13 protein-coding genes and 1 pseudogene are annotated in these 16,716 nt (G+C 48.1%); 9 read left to right on the forward strand and 5 right to left on the reverse strand.

Annotated features, from left to right (window positions below):
- Window positions 1-88: 88 nt before the first annotated feature.
- Window positions 89-226, reverse strand: coding sequence for a hypothetical protein (locus tag KDK15_RS15670; protein WP_257296324.1), 138 nt, complete (start codon window positions 224-226; stop codon window positions 89-91).
- 62 nt (window positions 227-288) lie between these two features.
- On the opposite strand from KDK15_RS15670, the gene rsmA reads away from it, so the two are divergent.
- From rsmA to KDK15_RS15690, 4 genes are all read left to right on the forward strand, one after another.
- Window positions 289-1,095: a 16S rRNA (adenine(1518)-N(6)/adenine(1519)-N(6))-dimethyltransferase RsmA gene (gene rsmA / locus KDK15_RS15675; protein WP_257296325.1), complete on the forward strand. Its 807-nt coding sequence runs from the start codon at window positions 289-291 to the stop codon at window positions 1,093-1,095.
- 27 nt (window positions 1,096-1,122) lie between these two features.
- Window positions 1,123-1,926: a symmetrical bis(5'-nucleosyl)-tetraphosphatase gene (locus KDK15_RS15680; protein ID WP_257296326.1), complete on the forward strand. Its 804-nt coding sequence runs from the start codon at window positions 1,123-1,125 to the stop codon at window positions 1,924-1,926.
- A 329-nt stretch (window positions 1,927-2,255) separates the two neighbouring features.
- The gene (locus tag KDK15_RS15685; protein ID WP_257296327.1) at window positions 2,256-3,476 is read left to right on the forward strand and encodes a type II secretion system F family protein; all 1,221 of its coding nucleotides are present in this window, start codon (window positions 2,256-2,258) and stop codon (window positions 3,474-3,476) included.
- Window positions 3,477-3,661: 185 nt separating this feature from the next.
- Window positions 3,662-4,036, forward strand: a complete 375-nt coding sequence (locus tag KDK15_RS15690) for a hypothetical protein (RefSeq protein WP_257296328.1) — start codon at window positions 3,662-3,664, stop codon at window positions 4,034-4,036.
- Here KDK15_RS15690 and KDK15_RS15695 read toward each other — a convergent pair.
- A pseudogene (locus KDK15_RS15695) lies at window positions 3,999-4,139 on the reverse strand (IS3 family transposase); the annotation flags it as partial. The gene KDK15_RS15690 and the pseudogene KDK15_RS15695 overlap by 38 nt on opposite strands.
- Window positions 4,140-4,295: 156 nt before the next feature.
- Here KDK15_RS15695 and KDK15_RS15700 point away from each other — a divergent pair.
- Window positions 4,296-5,690, forward strand: coding sequence for a hypothetical protein (locus KDK15_RS15700; protein WP_257296329.1), 1,395 nt, complete (start codon window positions 4,296-4,298; stop codon window positions 5,688-5,690).
- A gap of 72 nt (window positions 5,691-5,762) precedes the next feature.
- Here KDK15_RS15700 and KDK15_RS15705 read toward each other — a convergent pair whose 3' ends face one another.
- Window positions 5,763-5,984: a hypothetical protein gene (locus KDK15_RS15705; RefSeq protein WP_257296330.1), complete on the reverse strand. Its 222-nt coding sequence runs from the start codon at window positions 5,982-5,984 to the stop codon at window positions 5,763-5,765.
- 418 nt (window positions 5,985-6,402) lie between these two features.
- On the opposite strand from KDK15_RS15705, the gene KDK15_RS15710 reads away from it, so the two are divergent.
- From KDK15_RS15710 to KDK15_RS15720, 3 genes are all read left to right on the forward strand, one after another.
- Window positions 6,403-10,530, forward strand: a complete 4,128-nt coding sequence (locus KDK15_RS15710) for an ankyrin repeat domain-containing protein (protein ID WP_257296331.1) — start codon at window positions 6,403-6,405, stop codon at window positions 10,528-10,530.
- A gap of 190 nt (window positions 10,531-10,720) precedes the next feature.
- Window positions 10,721-11,809, forward strand: a complete 1,089-nt coding sequence (locus KDK15_RS15715) for an efflux RND transporter periplasmic adaptor subunit (RefSeq protein WP_257296332.1) — start codon at window positions 10,721-10,723, stop codon at window positions 11,807-11,809.
- Window positions 11,806-14,919, forward strand: a complete 3,114-nt coding sequence (locus tag KDK15_RS15720) for an efflux RND transporter permease subunit (protein WP_257296333.1) — start codon at window positions 11,806-11,808, stop codon at window positions 14,917-14,919. Before KDK15_RS15715 ends, KDK15_RS15720 begins: the two co-directional genes overlap by 4 nt.
- Here KDK15_RS15720 and KDK15_RS15725 read toward each other — a convergent pair.
- Together KDK15_RS15725 and KDK15_RS15730 are read right to left on the reverse strand one after the other, a co-directional pair.
- Window positions 14,891-15,403, reverse strand: coding sequence for a PEP/pyruvate-binding domain-containing protein (locus KDK15_RS15725; protein WP_257296334.1), 513 nt, complete (start codon window positions 15,401-15,403; stop codon window positions 14,891-14,893). The two genes, KDK15_RS15720 and KDK15_RS15725, sit on opposite strands and share 29 nt — an antisense overlap.
- Entirely contained in the window at window positions 15,400-15,900 is a 501-nt protein-coding gene (locus KDK15_RS15730) for a hypothetical protein (protein ID WP_257296335.1), read from the reverse strand. The genes KDK15_RS15725 and KDK15_RS15730 overlap by 4 nt, the downstream gene beginning before the upstream one ends.
- 109 nt (window positions 15,901-16,009) lie before the next feature.
- On the opposite strand from KDK15_RS15730, the gene KDK15_RS15735 reads away from it, so the two are divergent.
- On the forward strand, window positions 16,010-16,716 hold a 707-nt coding region (locus KDK15_RS15735), incomplete at its 3' end, for a hypothetical protein (RefSeq protein ID WP_257296336.1).

The following is a 16,716-nucleotide window of genomic DNA, read 5'->3' on the forward strand; positions in this document are numbered from 1 at the left end:
GCATAGCCTTAGCTATGTGACCGGAGTTGTAACGCCGCAGAGTGACTGTCCACTTGGTCAGAAAATACGATTTCATTTGGTTAACTACTTATAACAGCAAAAGGCGTATTTGGCCTTGATAAGAAAAAACCAGTTGAACTGGATCATAGATTTGTATTTCACGATGACGCGCATCTGGCAAAAACAGCAGTCGGGCGTTATTATCGCCTGTTTGACCGATATCCATGCCGTCTATTTTTCATGGCTGATGGTCATCGGCAGTTTCACCCCAGATGAGCAATACTCCTCATGCCCCAGACAGACGTTCCTTACCATAAGGCCCGCAAACGTTTCGGCCAGAACTTTCTTCACGATCATGGCGTTATCGGTGAAATCGTTGCGTCGATCAACCCAAAACAGGGTGAGCATCTGGTTGAGATTGGTCCCGGCCAGGGAGCCCTGACCGCCGACCTTCTTGAGCGTGCCGGTGGACTGGACGTTGTGGAGCTGGACAGGGACCTGATTCCTACCCTGCTCCTGCGCTTTGGCCTGAACCCAAACTTTCATATTCACGAAGCCGATGCGCTGAACTTTGATTTTGCCAGCCTGAAAACCGATGACCGACCGCTGCGAATCATTGGCAACCTGCCCTATAACATTTCAACCCCGTTAATCTTTCACCTGTTAAGCTTTGAAAGCATGATTCAGGATATGCATTTCATGCTGCAGAAAGAAGTGGTTCAGCGTCTGGCCGCCGCACCGGGGGAAAAACATTATGGCCGCCTGGGTATCATGGCGCAGTATTACTGCAAAGTAGATTACCTCTTTACGGTAGGACCCGGAGCGTTCAAGCCTGCTCCCAAAGTCGACTCAGCCATCGTGCGAATGACCCCATATCATGAGCTACCTTATCCCTGTAAAGATATTCTGAAACTGGAACAGATTGTTCGGGATGCTTTCAGTCAACGGCGTAAAACCATTCGTAATACACTTAAACAGCACCTCAAGTCAGAAGAGCTTGAAACACTGGCCATTGACCCTGCAGCCCGGCCAGAAGTACTGACTCTTGCCGATTTTGTTCGAATGGCCGACTATTTGATCGATAGACAACATTAACAGCCAGGGATCGCTCAGGAACAGCCAATGACCACTTACGCCGTCGGGGACATTCAGGGTTGTTATGACCCTCTGCGTCACCTGTTGGATGAACTCAAGTTTGACCCTGACCACGATGTCCTCTGGGTTGCGGGCGATATGGTCAATCGCGGCCCAAAATCTCTGGCAACATTGCGCTACCTGAAAAGTCTTGGTAATAGCTGTATCGCCGTTCTGGGGAATCACGATCTGCACCTTCTGGCTGTGGCCTGTGGCATTCGCAAGCAGAAAGGCAAAGACACCCTGACTGAAGTGCTGGAAGCCCCTGATGCTGATGAGCTGCTCCAGTGGCTACGCTTTCGTCCAATGCTGCACCATGACGACCAGAGAAAGATTACCATGGTACATGCTGGTATCCCCCCCGTCTGGACCATTGACCAGGCCATTCAACAAGCCCGGGAACTGGAGCAGGCTCTTCGGTCTGAAGACCATATCAAATGGCTCAAAAAGATTTTCAAAAACACTAAGCCTCAGCCATGGGATGATGAGCTTAAGCTGAAGCAAAGGCTACGGCTTACCGCAGCCTACTTTACCCGGATGCGCTTCTGTAATGCCTATGGAATGTTGGACCTGGAAAGCAAAGGGTCTATCCCGAAAAACGGTTATGCGCCCTGGTTCAGGTTTTCAAAGAGCCCCTGCTATCAAGAGCAGATCATTTTTGGTCACTGGGCAGCGCTTGATGGGGTCAGTGGTCATGATAATATCCACGCCATAGACACTGGCTGCGTCTGGGGTAAAAGCCTGACCGCTATCAATGTGGACGGTTTCAAACGAACCGAAGTTTACAATTAAAAACACACGACAAATCAGGCTCAGTTGACCTAAGGTAACAGGCTCTCAGTAGCGCCTACAGCTGACTTCCACAAGGCGGACAGGTGCAGGTCTAATCAAACCAGTTCAATGCAACTGGAAGCCAAGTATAAAAGCCAGACTGCGCATCCCGCTAAACGTACAACGAAACCTCAGCAGGTCCTAATGACCGGCCGTATTTGACCGAAACAAACAGTAATCAGTTCTCAATTTCAGAGGATTATCTGTTTTTATCATCGTCCTGATATAAAGTGGGCGAAGTAAACTTATAATCTGCTCATCAAGCAGAACAGCTATGGATCGCGCAAACAATGGCCGCAAAACCAACCAAAACAGCCACATTTGTCTGGCAGGGTAAAGATAAAGCCGGCAAAAAAACGAAAGGGGAAATGCAGAGTGCCAGTGCTGCGCAGGTCAAGGCTGAGCTTAGAAAACAGGGTATCCTGGCGACCAAAGTCTCTAAAAAAGGCCCCTCCCTGGCACTTGGCGGTGGGGGTAAGGTCAAGCCCATGGACATAGCCCTGTTCACCCGCCAGATGGCAACCATGATGAAGGCAGGGGTACCACTGCTTCAGGCCTTTGACATTACCTCCGGCGGTATCGAGAAAGAAGCCATGAGGGATCTGGTTGGCAAGATCAAGAATGAAGTAGCCTCAGGCAGTACTTTTGCCGATTCCCTCAGACAACACCCGGATTATTTTGACGACCTGTACTGCAATCTCGTTGCCTCTGGTGAGCAGTCAGGAGCACTTGAGACATTGCTGGATCGAATCGCTACCTATAAAGAAAAAACCGAAGCCCTCAAGGCAAAAATCAAAAAAGCGATGAACTATCCAATTGCCGTAGTCCTTATTGCGATGATCGTTACCGTCATCCTTCTGGTGAAGGTAGTCCCTCAATTTGAAGAGGTTTTTCAGGGCTTTGGTGCTGAGCTACCTGCCTTTACCCAGGTTGTCATCAACATATCAGAGGTTGTCCAGGAATATTGGCATTTCGTCCTCGGCGCTTTGGTCGGTGGTGGCTTCCTGATATCACGAACACTGAAGTCATCCAAGGCAGCCAGAGATGGTCTGGATCGCCTGATGCTGAAGCTACCCATTATTGGTGAAATTCTGGATAAATCCGCCGTTGCCCGTTTTGGCCGAACCCTGTCAACAACCTTTGCCGCCGGGGTTCCCCTTGTCGATGCACTGGACTCAGTAGCTGGTGCTGCAGGCAATGTCGTTTATGCCAATGCGGCAAGAAAAATTAAGGAAGATGTATCCACCGGTCAGCAGCTACAGTTTGCCATGAAAAGCACCGGGATATTTCCGCCTATGGCGATACAAATGGTATCTATCGGTGAGGAATCAGGCTCTCTGGATGAGATGCTTGATAAAGTAGCCACCTTCTATGAAGAAGAAGTGGATAATATGGTTGATGGCATGACCAGCCTTATGGAACCCATCATCATGTCGGTGCTGGGTGTACTGGTCGGTGGCCTGATTGTGGCAATGTACCTGCCAATCTTCCAGTTGGGTTCTGTTGTTTAAAGAACTGTTGTAGAAATGTATTAAAAGTGTCGACACAGGTGCAAAAATGTCGACACCGAATTTAAATTGTCGACAAACCTTAGATCAATGGCACTGACTTAAGGTTCTGATGCAGAAATGGCAGAGGCTTGCCCAAGAGAAAACGACTATAAAAAGTCATGGGAAAAACTCCTCAAGAGCAAGCCATGAACAAGTCTAGCCCAGAATATCTCAACCTTGCTGATGATCTGCTCAAGCAATTTGCGCAGACAGAAGAAGGTGACCTCTCGGCCATATTGACCAAAGAGAACCTTACACATTTTCAGTCACAATATACTGGTGGCAGAGTCAAGCATTTCCCGCCTCTAAAAACACTAACTCTGTTCATGCATCAGGTAGCCAGTGAAAACAAATCTTGCCGCAATACTCTGATCTCCGATGCCAGAGATCAGATTGCGAAAGAACAGAAACCGGATAAAACAGACAACAGCTCATACTGTAAAGCTCGAAAGCGATTAACAGAAGACAGTCTCAAGGCGTTGCTTAACCAGTCAGGCGAAAACCGGTGTTTGTCAACATAGTTGTCGCCTCTTCCCGCGTCTGGCAGTCCTCATGATGAATGAGTTCTGTCTTCAAAGTATGGAAGAAGCTTTCGGCCAGCGCATTATCCCGGAAATTCCCTTTACCCGTGCAACACTTGTGCAATAACAGGATAAATTGTGGCCAGGCGCAATCTATCCCTAATCATTAGGCATTCTTACTTGCCTGTTACAATTTACTTGAACTTAAGAGAACTCTGAAAGACTAAGTAACAGGGACAGAAACCAAGGAATAAATGATATGGAACCGGCAACAAATAAACCAACTTTTCACAGTGTCGATTCATCAAGTAGTCCAAATGGATCACAACTTGTCCAAAGAAGTGAAAAAAAAGGAAAATTTGGTAATCATGAGTGTACAACCATTACATTGTCTCCTGAGTTTGGCACAAGATTACCCAGAGAGATTTGTAGTGTGCGTGGTGATTCCACTTCAAACATACAGTTAGCAGAATCACCTCATCAATTCCACAATATGGAGCTACCAGATTTAACAGAACAACGGAAAATAGTTTCTCAATTAGCTAGAGAACAAAACCTGCTTGAGAATATTGACGACTTTTCATTAGAAAATATGGCTGCTGCATTATTTTATTCAGGTATCAGTTCTTATGGTGAAATGAAGCAACTTGGCCTAAAAATAATTCCTCCCGGGCCTGTATTTCATACATGGTATGCATACCACGGTTTAACATTATTTGATGGCATAAACAATACCAGGAGATTAGATTACGTTAAATTGATAGATGAGGAAGCGTCAAGACTTTCAGAACAAGGTATACCACTTCTATTAATTTATACAAATAACTCAATGACAGAATCCCAAATAAAAACAATGAATAGCCTATTTGCTGATCATGACAATGTCCTGGTACTTTCTATTGAAGAGGACTTATCAGATTTGCCAATGGTAGAGAAATTCAAGTTTCAGGAAACAGAAAGTATATCACTAATGGATTGTGTTAGAGTCTGTGCTATTGTTTACGCGAAAAAGGTTCTTATTGCTGCAAAGTGTAAAGCGAAAGAAACAAGCAAAGATCTTTTGCTCAAAAGGTTATCTTCCTGGGAGGATAAATCGTTAACATATAATGATATTGATAATGTTTTAATGAGGCCGAGAGCCTTTAAAATTGCAGAAAATGGTTTTTGTAATACGTCACATCTGAATCCTAATTCTATTTCAATAGATGATAAACTAATCGAAGAACTAACTGAACCGATGAAAACTCGTGCAAAATCGCATAATGCTTTCTTTCGTTATTTGCGGGATTATAATTCAATGAACTTAGAAAATTTGGAGCAAAATTCGGAAAGACTCTTTCGGTATATTTTAAGCGGTAGTGCTCAGAAGGAGTATCAGGAAATAATGAATGAACCTCATAAAATGATGATATCCTGGAATTTCGAAACAAACTACTATAGTTCAAGCACAGATCTTTTAGCAGAAGAAGATATAGAACTGATAATGTCAAAAAGATATACTCGTCAGGCTTTTTTTGAATATTTAAGTACATTGAGTCACGCTCCGGAAGATAGCAGTAAACTCTCTATGCTTGATGGAATTCAGCAACTTCGAATTAATAAAATGAATTATCATAACAGTTGGACAAGATTTTATAATCCGTTATCGGGATAGGGTATTGTGTAAACAGTTTTAATCCACCTTAACAAAACCTCCTGATCGCCTTTTTATCGTTTCATTTTTTGTTCATCGGGGAGAGGCGTCAGCTATGCCGACACAGGGAGCGGCCTCTGTCAAGGTGGCTGGCGTTTTTTTACGGGTAGCCAGTGCTGCATCTGGTTGCAGGACTAACAGTTGGACCGTGGTGGCTGCCTTGTTTATGGGCAATTGTGCACTTGCGCCAGCAGGGAGAGACTGGTTATGAGGAACCGGAGGTGAATGGCATACCAAATTGTTAATGGGTTTCATAATGCCACCCTCTGAGGTTACGATTGGAAGCGTGTTGTTTTTTTCATTATCAGGACACTTGACCGTATTTAAATAGTTTTAGTTCCTGCTGGTGATCAATTTTTCAGGGAATGACCGTCATTGCAACATGACGCCGGGCAAATCTGCTTCGACTAATTTCTCGACAACTACCTTCAACGCTTGGGAGAATGGGAGCTTCTCTATGCAGCTGCCCCCGGCATCACTTGGGAAAGCCTGTATTAGACATTAAACTCGGGGGATGTTCTCGTACAGCTCGAATATCGTGCATGACTAAAGCCCTTGAACTACGCCAATATGATACAAATGTGCAATATAAAAAGTACGATCTTTTGAAAAGATACAGTCACTCTTTGTCGGGGCTGAATAGTTGAATTAATTGATCGGGAGGAATTAATAAATGGTACCAATGACTCACCCTATTTTATACCAGAGGCCATCATTATTAGGGCATACTGAAAAACCGGATGACTATGACGCTGATTATATTGCTTTTCCCAAGGGAAAGTTTGACACGATTAGACAAGTTATATGGGCTGAACCTGTCAGCTACATCCGCATGAAAGGTCAGTTTCTGGAAGATATTGGTAGACTGAAATCTTTGACACAGCGTTTGATCGGTGACATTTGTGATGAGGATATTACTATTTTTCACCAAAAGATAATAAATGATCTCAGAGGTGAAGATGAAACATCTTCCAGCCTGATATCATTCCAGGATACTCGTTATTATCTCCATAAAATCGTTGATCAAACTGAGCGATTTCTTGAGCTGGAAGCACAAAACCCTGGTGAGGCTGATAAATTTGCTTTCAATAAAGACGGTTTTTGTGCTTATTTTGTTGAGTTTCTTTCAGGGATAAACCATTGTCTTAATGGCAGTGGCAGCCGTATTCAAAGTGCATTTATCAGCCTGGAGAACTCCCGTGACCCACAAAAAGAGTTGTATAAGATCAGACACGGGATACTGGAATACGGCGTTAAATCATTTCTGGCAAAAGAGCATGCCAATGGTCAGGCTGAGTATTGTGTAGGGGATGAAGTGCACTGGCACAATGCGCTTTACAATATAGCCTGTGACCGGTTTGGTTTGGAACCCATGAATGATCCTAGGGCAACGCTAGGTGACGATACAGAAATTATTGGCCGACTTGAACGCATCCTGCCATCCCTGATGCCAGAATTTGAAATTCTCCATAAATTTACCGAGGTGTTTTATCAAGATTTAGTATTCGCTTTAAAAAAGCGAAATAAAGAAGATTGGCTCATCCAGCCTGTTTCCGGCACAGAATTAACGAGTGAAATTATTGATGGCATTAAAGAGGATTTTATAACGCCAATAAATCTTCGGTTCAAAACCAAAGATGCCAGCAAGCTCGATCTATGGACAATCATCAAACCGTGCGATGATGGGAGCTATGAATTTTCACAGAGTCGGGAGCGGCTGCAGGTATGGTTAATCGATCATTTTTTAAATTCTACCCCTGGCGCGAACGTATTCTATATTGTAGACAAGAAATCTTACCTGGAATCTTTCTGGGATTTATTCACGAAAATTGAAGATGACCCACCACTTCTCTGCATTGGCTCGAAAGATAATCTTTATTTTTGGGCCTTTAATTCAGAGGCTCCTCTTGTGGAAGGCGCCCACTGCAACCTGGACTGGGATAACCATCAAACACTGACTCTGGGTCATTTAAAAACGGTGAATTTTTATAGCTTCCCGAAAGAAATACGTTTCAATCTTCTTCATCATGCTTTGAACCACTCCAATAAACCGGGTGACTTTTTTGAGTTTTTCTTGAATCAAACTGCCTCAAGAGTGTGGAAAAAAACGGTAGAATCCTACCCTCAGATAAAGGAAATGCTGTTAGAAAAACTTATTCAAATTATGAACGATGAGGAAGTATTTGTCCGGGAGCTAACCACTTATTTAAAAAGTCCGGATACGGGATCTCCCAGAGTGTATGCCAGCCATTTCTTCAACGACGTATTATCTCAGGCCAGTAAACTGAAAAAGATGGGTGTCATTGTCTGTTTAGCAAGATATGATCTGTGCAAGAATTTGACTGAATTCGTTGAATACCAAAGATTGTTGTTTTCAACGTTAATGTCTGACCCAGAACAATTTAAAACACTCTGCCAATATCCTCTTATTGACTTCAACTCAAATAATGAAAAAGGTGAAATGCTGTTAGTTAATGCAGCAGGAAATGGGCAAACGGAGTGTCTGAAGGTACTTCTGAAACAAAAAGGAATTAATGCAAACCTGCCAGACAAGTCCGGCTGGACGCCATTAATGGTAGCAGCAAGATACGGTCATGGGGACTGCGTTGAGGTGTTGCTTGACCATAATGTGTTGTCGATCAATGCAAAAAACAACGACGGCTATACGGCTTTGATGCTGGCGGCACGTGGAGGGAATGAACGTTGTGCCAGGTTATTACTCCAACAACCGGATATTGACATCCTTGCAACCAATAAAGACGGTAAAAATGTATGGTCCTTTGTGAAGGCCGGTAATGCAGCAGAGCGGCACCCATGGCAAACATTGCCACAGATCCTGGATGCAGCAAACAATGGTGATTTGGCATCACTGACTGAACTGTTAAATTTTGCCGGAGCATTGATCCATGTTCGCAATCAACAAGGGTTAACGCCGGCAATGTTGGCCGCAAAAAGTGGCCATGTTGATTGCCTGAAAACCATTCTGGCGAAGAAAGCCATTGACGTGAACAATACGGAAAATAGCGGTAAAACTGCGCTTATGCTGGCTGCGGAAAATGGGCAAACAGGGTGTCTGAAAGAACTTCTCACACAGCCGGGAATCGATCTGAATGCGCAGAGCAATCACGGTTGGACCGCAATAATGTTCGCAGCAACAAAGGGGCAAACGCAGTGCCTGAAGCTGCTTCTGAAAAAAAATGAAATTCGTGCAAACTATCCTGACAAGGAAGGCTGGACACCATTAATGGCGGCAGCCAGATACGGTCATGGGGACTGCGTTCAAGCATTGCTTGAGCATTATGTGTGCGCGAGGGCGATCAATGAGAAAAACAGAAACGGCTTTACGGCTTTGATGCTGGCGGTCATAGGAGGTGATGAACGCTGTACCTTGTTATTACTCCAACAAACGCATATTTACATCAACTTAACAAATACCAACGGTGCAAATGCACTCATGCTGGCTGCAGAAAATGGGCGCACCGAATGCCTGATGATGCTTCTGAAACGAAAAGAAATTAATGCAAACCTGTCTGACAAGAACGGCTGGACGCCATTAATGAAAGCAGCAAGACACGGTCATGGGGACTGCGTTCAGGTGTTGCTTGAGCATGATGCATCGTCGATCAATGCACAAAACAACAACGGCTCTACGGCTTTGATGCTGGCAGCAGATGAAGGTGATGAACGTTGTGCCAGCTTATTACTCCAACAACCGGATATTGACATCTGTACAATCAATAAAGACGGTAAAAATGTATGGTCTTATGTGGAGTCCGGTGATGCAGCAAGACGGCACCCATGGCAAACATTTCCACAGATCCTGGTTGCAGCAGACAATGGTGATTTGGCATTACTGACTGAACTGTTAAATTTTGCCAGAGCATTGATCCATGTTCGCGATGGAGAAAGGTCAACGCTGGCCATGTTGGCCGCAAAAAATGGCCATGTTGATTGCCTGGAAGCCATTCTGGCGAGGAAAATCATTGACGTGAACAGGAAGGATAAAAAGGGTAATACGGCACTCATGTTGGCTGCAAAAAATGGGCAAGCGCAGTGCCTGGAAAAACTTCTGGCACAGGATGAAATCGAACCGAATGCGCACAACAATGACGGACGGACCGCATTAACGATCGCAGCAAGCGAGGGGCAAACGAAGTGCCTGAAGGTGCTGCTGAAAAAAAACGGAATTCATGCAAACCTGCCTGACAAAGCGAACTGGACGCCATTAATGGCAGCTGCAAGATACGGTCATGAGGACTGCGTTGAGGTGTTGCTTGAACATGATAAGTCGTCGCTCAATGCAAAAAACAACGACAACTATACGGCTTTGATGGTGGCGTTACGTAATGGCTATGAACGTTGCGCCTTGTTATTACTCCGACAAACGGGGATTGACATCAATACAGCCAGTAAAGGAGGTATAACTGCACTCATGCTGGCTACAGAAAAAGGGCAAACGGAGATCATCAAAGGGCTTCTGGCAAAGGAAGGGATCAAACTGAATGCGCAGGACAATAACCTCTGTAGCGCAGTAATGTACGCAGCAGTAAATGGGCAAACGGAATGTCTGAAGATGCTTCTGGAACAACCGGAAATTGAAGCAAGCCTACTTGGAATGGATGACTGGACGCCATTAATGGCGGCAGCAACTTACGGTCATGGGGACTGCGTTGAGGTGTTGCTCAAGCATAATGTGTCGCCGATCAATGCGCAAAACAAACACGGCTATACGGCTTTGATGCTGGCTGCAAATCATCAGCATTGGGGATGTTTACAGCTACTGGCTGATCATAATTCCTGAATTTAGTTGAGTTATCAAAACATTTTGCAAGTACGTTAGCTTTAATTTTACTGGAGGTCGCGCTGGAGGTTTCAGGCTGCTTAATCATACCGTTTGAAACTTATGATGGTTTCTGACCGATACAATTCCTCCTATCAACAACCGGGTCCACTGCCGAAAACAATAAGCATCAGTTCAAAGGACGGTTCAGATGCTCGGCAGACCCGGTGTTTACCCACGAATCTTACTCCCCTTCGTCATGATCCTGCTGCCTGTTGTCGCCATCACGCCCGGCCATGCTGACGATAAACCGCCGGTGTCAGTGACCGTTCAACCGGTACACTACCAAAACGATTCAGTGCCCGTTCGAACCAGCGGGGTATTGCGCTGGAAATCCCGGCAGACCCTGGCTTTCAAAACCGCCGGCCCGGTGGCAACGGTGCTGGTTGACGCCGGTGATCGAATGATCAAGGGCCAGCGGTTAGCCAATCTTGTTCCGGATGAGATCGACGCACAGCTGAGCGCTGCTTCTGCCAGAGTAGCACTGGCACGCAACAATCTGCAGCGGATGCAGCAACTGCACAACCGTAACGCCCTGTCGCTGGACCAGTTGCAATCCGCCGAAACCGGGTTAGCCATTGCCCAGAGCCAACTGCGTATGGCCAGGTTCAATCAGACCTATGCCAGCATTGATGCGCCAGCCAACGGGCTGGTGCTGCAACGACATGTGGAGGCGGGCGAGTTGGTGGCACCACACCAGCCTGTCCTGCTGGTTGCCGACGAAAGCAAGGGCTGGATTATCCGGACCAGTGTGACGGACCGGAATATTGTCCGGATCGCACCGGGCGACAAGGTGAGCATCTATTTTGATGCACTGCCAGAGCAACGGTTTACCGGGATCATCACCCGTACAACGGCCATGGCATCCAGCGCTGGTACCTTTGCTGTTGAGATCAGCCTGCCGACTGCCAACCCGTTGCTCCGTTCAGGATTTGTCGCGCAGCTTGAGATACAGCCCGACCATTCCCGCAAGCGAGCACTGATTCCCATCAGTGCCCTGATTCAAAGCCCGGTTGATGATCAGCCGAACAGTGCCAGTGTGCTTATTTTCAATAGCGAACAGCAAACCGCCATCAGTCGCACGGTGACCCTGGACTATCTTGACGGCACCATGGCAGCCATCAGTCAGGGCCTAAAGGCCGGTGAGCTGCTGATAACCACCGGAGCGGGTCTGCTCAAACCCGGCGACCGGGTTCATGTGGTCAATGCCGATACAGCGGGAGGACTGTCGGACCCATGATGGCCAACGCTATTCTTAATCCCCGTTTTACCCTGGTTATTTTCCTGTTGCTGGTGGTCTTTGGTGTGGCTTCCCTGAACACCATGCCCCGCTCTGAGGACCCGCAATTCAACTATTCTGCCGCCATGGTGCGCGTGGTCTATCCCGGCACCAGCCCGCTGGATATGGAGAAACTGATTGTTGATCCGGTCGAGGAGGCGCTCAATGAGCTGGATGACATCAAAGTACTTAAAGCGAATATCGAGGATGGTCTGGCCGTCATTATCGTGGAGTTTCTGTACGACACAGATCCGCAAAACAAATATGACGAAGTCGTCGCGGAAATCACCCGAATACGCAACACCCTGCCAACAGATATCGCTTTTCTGGCCATTGACCGTGTGTCACCCGGCGATGTCAATATCCTTCAGGTGGCACTGACCACAGACAAACACAACTATCCCACCCTGAAACCCATTGCCGAACAGCTGGAGAAACGTCTGGCCAGAGTTCCCGGGGTCAAACGGGCGACCCTGGAGGCACTGCCGGAACAGCAACTGCAGATCAGGGCCCACCCGGGCAAAATGACAGCCCTTGGCATTGGCCTTGATGATCTGGTCCGGGCCATACAGCAAGCCGGAAGCAACCTGCCCGGTGGTTACCTGCTGGCGGGGGATCGGCGCTTCACCGTCAGAACCAGTGGTGACTTTCGCAGTGTCGAGCAGATAAAAAGAACCCCCGTACACTACCGTCCCGAACAGATCATCTATGTGGAAGATATCGCCGACATAGCGCTGACCAGTGCACTCCCCTCCTACGAAGCCCGCTACAACGAAACCAGGGCCGTTTTTATCAATGTGGTGCAGCGCCAGGGCAGCACTATTTTTTCGGTCATGGCCGGACTGAATGACGTACTGAACAGCTTTCGTGCCGAGCTGCCAGAGGGGATCGCTATCCACCTGGCCCATAATCAGGCAGAGTCCGTGGATGAACGGGTATCACAATTCTTCGATAACCTGTTGCAGGGCTTGCTTATCGTGGGCCTGATGAGCCTTCTGTTGTTGGGGTTACGGTCAGCCCTGATCGTTATCCTGGCCATTCCCGTGTCGGTGCTGATCGGCCTGGGCTGGCTTGATCTGGCCGGCTTCGGCTTGCAGCAGGTCTCTATCGCCGGTCTGGTGATTGCCCTGGGTATGCTGGTGGATAACGCCATTGTCGTGATTGAGAATATCCGCCGTTTTCTGAATCAGGGGCTCAGCCCGAAGGAAGCGGCGGCCAAAGGCAGCCGCCAGGTTGCCTGGGCCGTTACCAGCGGTACGCTGACCACTGTTCTGGCGTTTGTTCCTGTCATTGGATTGCAGACCGGATCGGGTATTTTTCTGCGATCAATGCCGGTCACCGTGATGTTGACGCTGATCGCCTCACTGCTGGTTGCCCTGATGCTAACGCCCCTGCTGGCAGGGCTGTTATTAAAGGGGCACGCAGCCAGCAACGGTGCGGGGGTGAGCACCGTTGACCGGGCACCGCCACTGCTGTGCTGGCTGCAGTCATTTGCCCGCAATGGCTACAGAACCGCTTTGGGCCACGCACTGGACCATCCCTTAAAAACCGTCACCATGACCACCCTGGTGTTTGCCGGTTCCCTGCTGCTGGCCAGTCAGCTGGGGGTCAGTATGTTCCCGAAGGCGGAAAAACCGATGTTCCTGGTGAATATTGAACTGCCGGAAGGGGCCAGCTTTGACCAGACCCGGGTGATGTCCAGACAGGTGGAGCAGATTCTCAGGCCTTACCCCCTGGTACGCTCCATCACCACCAATATTGGCAAGGATAACCCCCGGATCTATTACAATATTTTATCCAGCCGACAGGTACCGAATTTTGCCCAGCTGGTGGTCAGGCTGCACAGCGGCAGGCTCGAGGCGGTGGAACCGTTTATCGATGCCCTGCGAGTCCGCTTTGCCCGGATCCCCGGTGCCCGCATTACCATCAAAGAGCTGCTGCAGGGACCGCCCTATGAAGCACCCATAGCCATCCGGGTGATGGGTGATAACCTGGATCAGGTGCGGACAGTTTCCCGGGAGGTGGCTCAGATCGTTGCCGATACCCCCGGAACAGTGAACGTTGACAACCCTGTGGATAAACCGAATATCAACCTGCATGTCGCCATTAACCGGGAAAAGGCCGCCATTTATGGCGTCTCCGTTCAGGCTATTGATGCCATGATTCGATCCGCCCTGGTGGGGATGACCGTCAGCCAGCTCCGTGATGATCGGGGTGACAATTACCCGATCGTCGTCCGCTACCAGGATGCAGGATCGGGTTTCCGTCCCAACAATGCCCATCACCCGGACAAGGTACACCAGCCCAGGATAGAAAGCTTCGACCATATGGTGGTGAAATCCGCTTCGGGGGAGCTGATCCCCGTAAGGCAGCTGCTCACCCTGGAGTTGAAAAACGCCCTGCCCCGCTTCCAGCACTACATGACCGAACGCATGGCACGGGTAACGGCTGATCTCGAGGGGGGCTATCAGGCGGACCCGGTCACCGATGCCATCGTAGAAAAGCTTGACCGTTATCACTGGCCGGAAGGTGTCAGGTACCAGGTGGGAGGAGAGCAGGAACAGAGAAAAGAGTCCTTCGCCGGCATGACCCGGGTATTGCTGATCGCGATGCTGGGTATCTTTGCCGTTCTGGTGTTGCAGTTCAACTCCTTCATCCAACCGCTGCTGGTATTTGCCGCCATCCCTTTTGCCGTGACCGGAATGATCCTGGCGTTATTACTGGCGGGCTACAGTTTCTCCTTTACTGCCTTTGTCGGGCTGATCTCTCTGGTGGGTATCGCGGTTAACAATGCCATCATCCTGGTGGACTATACCAACCGGTTGCTCAGGGAAGGAGAAGGGCTGAGGGAGGCCGTTATCGCGGCGGGGCAGACCCGGATGTTGCCCATCCTGCTCACCAGTATGACCACTATCGGGGGATTGTTGCCGCTAACGCTGTCCAACTCGGCGGTATGGTCCCCCATGGGCTGGACCATTATCGGTGGTCTGCTGCTGTCCACCCTGTTAACCCTGGTGATGGTGCCGGTGCTTTACTTTCTGTTCAGCCGTCATAGTGACATGGACGACTGATTGTCAGTTCAGCAATTCCTTCAGCCAGTGGCCGGGCTGGTGCTGGTGCAGAGAATTGGGTACAGCCCGGCAGTTGGGTCACTGGTCGACACTGGAACAGGAAGGGGTGCTGATGCTCATCCACGCCGAACTCAATATCGACCGGGCAACAGAACATATCTTCCAGCTGCTCTGTGTATTGCTGCAGTTTTTGCAATATCTCGTCAGAGAGCATGATGTCTTTTGCATCCGTGGTTGCCGTGGTGCTCTGTTCGATATAACCCGCTTCACCGGTCTCTTCATCGGTGATTCTTTCCAGGACAAACTGTGTGGTAACGTCTCCCGGTGTAAATTGCCGAACCGGTTGACTGTTTTCGTCATCACTGCGCTTGATCGTATAGCGATGGGGGCGGATGCCTGTCGTTCCGGAGACCGCCCCCCGCGGTTGACCCAGTGTATATTCCACCTGAATGGTATTGTTTTGTAGTGTTAAGTGGCTGATCACTGCCCCCCCAGCTGGCAATGGATGCACTGCTGCATAACCTGCGCCATGGGTTTTACCTGGCCGTTTAGGCAGACTTCAGGCCGGTAAGCGGACGACAGGACTTGCAGGCAGGTTTTCAGGATATCGCCGCCACCATGAACCCGGGAATCATATCGACCGGCCTGGGCATTGCCAAAGCGGTCTTCATCCACGCCGGAACTTCGGACGATGCAGGCTTTGTTGGATGGTTGCAGAAGCGTGAGGTAGCGATGACGAATGTCCCGGGCAGCACTGATATTTTTGACCTGTTGATAGAAATCCTCACTGGCAATAAATTCGGGTAACCCCTTTAGCCATTCTGATTGTTGCTGATGAGAGAGTTCGGTAACAATCGTGCGCAATTGTTCCAGGCTGTATGATTCGTGGCTCAGCTTTTCTATACCCGGCAGAAAAGGCAACAGGCATTTTGCGGGGAAAGGCTCTTGCTCCAGCTTAGCGACCAGGGTTGTGTCAACCACAGTGAAGGGTGGAACTTTTTTGATAAAAAAAAGTCTTATTATGCATTAGCGGTTATAAACTAACCTTCGTCATCACCCTGACCTTCTCATTACTCTATGTATTTTCGTTATGGATTCATTTGCTACACATTCTTTCTCAACAGTATCGTTTAACAACCATTGCCCGGTGCAACCTGGCAAAAACTCAAACACGGAAAGTGCACCCGGCCAGTCCCCGGTTAGCAGAGAGCAGCTAAGACAGGCATTGCTGGAAGCTGTGCAGGCTGGTACGTTTGGTGCCCGGCAGATAAAGATGTGTCCCAAGAGTTCATTTCATACAAGATTCAATAAAGAGTTTGCTTATCTGGACCATAACGATGAGTTACCAAAAGCGCCAAGACCCGTCATCCTGATTATGGAAGACGTGCCCTCGATATTAAGACCGAACCATGTCACCGTTGGCATTATAAATCCCGATACGCTCGCTACGTATAAACAAAATGCCATAACATGCCTCTTAAATAATAATGCTGTCAAGCCGGATGAATTGCCTGTTAAATGCCTGCCTGACCACATATCGCTGAAAAGGAGATTGCAGGAGAAAGCTAACTGCGCCCATCTGAAATATCGGAAAACGACATCAGGACATCTGCGAGAGGATGGCACATTCAAAGCGCCTGAATTCAGGGAAAAAGATTGTGAAAAGTTAAAATGCCATTCAGAATGGTTAACCACGGGATATATAAAATCACAAATCAAATGCTTTTTATCTGTAAAAGAGGATATTGACAAAAGCATCACCGACCATTTACAGGATAAGCACCAATTAGAACAGGT

Source organism: Endozoicomonas sp. YOMI1 (genome assembly GCF_024606345.1).
Taxonomy (GTDB): Bacteria; Pseudomonadota; Gammaproteobacteria; order Pseudomonadales; family Endozoicomonadaceae; genus Endozoicomonas.